The 1,312-nt window shown below is 31.7% G+C and carries 1 protein-coding gene; it reads right to left on the bottom strand.

Features of this window, described 5'->3' with window-relative positions; genetic code table 11:
• Nucleotides 1-126: 126 nt before the first annotated feature.
• The gene (locus ACIQXV_RS29745; RefSeq protein WP_402965996.1) at nt 127-822 is read right to left on the bottom strand and encodes a FadR/GntR family transcriptional regulator; all 696 of its coding nucleotides are present in this window, start codon (nt 820-822) and stop codon (nt 127-129) included.
• Nucleotides 823-1,312: the final 490 nt, after the last annotated feature.

Raw genomic sequence — 1,312 nt, 5'->3', positions numbered from 1 at the left:
TTTTTTTCATAAACGAAGAAAAAAAATCCTAAATTCACTTGAATTTAGGATTTTAAATGGTAAAAAACGCCTTTATTGAAATAAACTTTTTGATAATGAAAATTGGAAAATCTTAATTTTAATATTTTAACTGGCGAGAATGGAAGCAAGCTCTTCCTGCAGGTAATACATTTTTTCCTGAGACAATATCTCATCATAATTACAAATTGCAATTAGTAACTCCTTATGAAGCTGTAAGTATCTTTCAGTTGCATATTGTCGATTAATCATATTGTCTATTGTAGCTAAGCGATAATCTATTTGAACTTTATACATCATATGGAACATATTAACCAAAAGTTCATTATTAGATGCCTCGTAAATACTTTTATGGAATTCATAATCTGTCCGAGCCCATGAATGTTTATCCCCTAAAGACTTTTCCAGTTGATAATAACAGTCCGTCATTTTTTCAATATCGGCTTGTGTAGCATTCTTAGCGGCTAATTTTGCTGCAACAGGCTCAATCGCAAAACCGAGTTCATTTAATTTAAATAAAAAGTTACGATTATTTCCTGAATTAGAAGCCCATGCTAATACGTCTGTATCCCACCATTGCCACTCAGAACGTGGAGAAACGATCGTCCCTAATCTGGGAACCGATTTCACTAAACGACGAGTAGCCAATGCTTTAAAAGCCTCACGAACTACAGTTCGACTAACTCCATGATTCTCACTTAGCGTTTCTATTTTAGGAAGAGTGTCTCCAGGAAGTATATCTCCATTTATAATTTGTTTTCCAAGCTCATGAATCAATTGATCCGTTAAGTTATATATAGCCACTTACTATTTCCCTCCAATAAAATACTACTATAAAAATTTATTTTAAAGAGAACAAATTTTCAAACAAATAATATTATATCAAAATTATAACATTAAATTAATTTTCTTGTAGTATTTCTCTTGCTTTAATAAAAGTGTAACTCCAAATGAGATAATTGCCAAAATAACGGTACTAATGAGTGTCGACTTTATTCCAATTTCAACTCCAAGTAAAATAAGGTGTTAACAACAAGCTAAAATAATAATAAATTTTATAATAAAAGAAGCCGATTCTTCTAATTTAGTGAGTTCCGCTTTTTATAACATTGTGAAGAAATATACTTAAACTAAACTGCCCGTTAGATCAATAAGAAAACGGGATCGCCGCAGCTATCCCATCTTTAACATAAGCCCCCTTTAGCATTCCTGTAGATCGTTATTTTTCGACTTTGAAAAAAATAGGGCTCCTCAGTATGATATGAGTATAGACACCACTCTAACTCACAACTTT

This window comes from Neobacillus sp. NPDC097160, assembly GCF_044762155.1.
Classification (GTDB): Bacteria; Bacillota; Bacilli; order Bacillales; family Cytobacillaceae; genus Neobacillus.
This window is presented reverse-complemented; position numbering and strand designations above follow the sequence as displayed.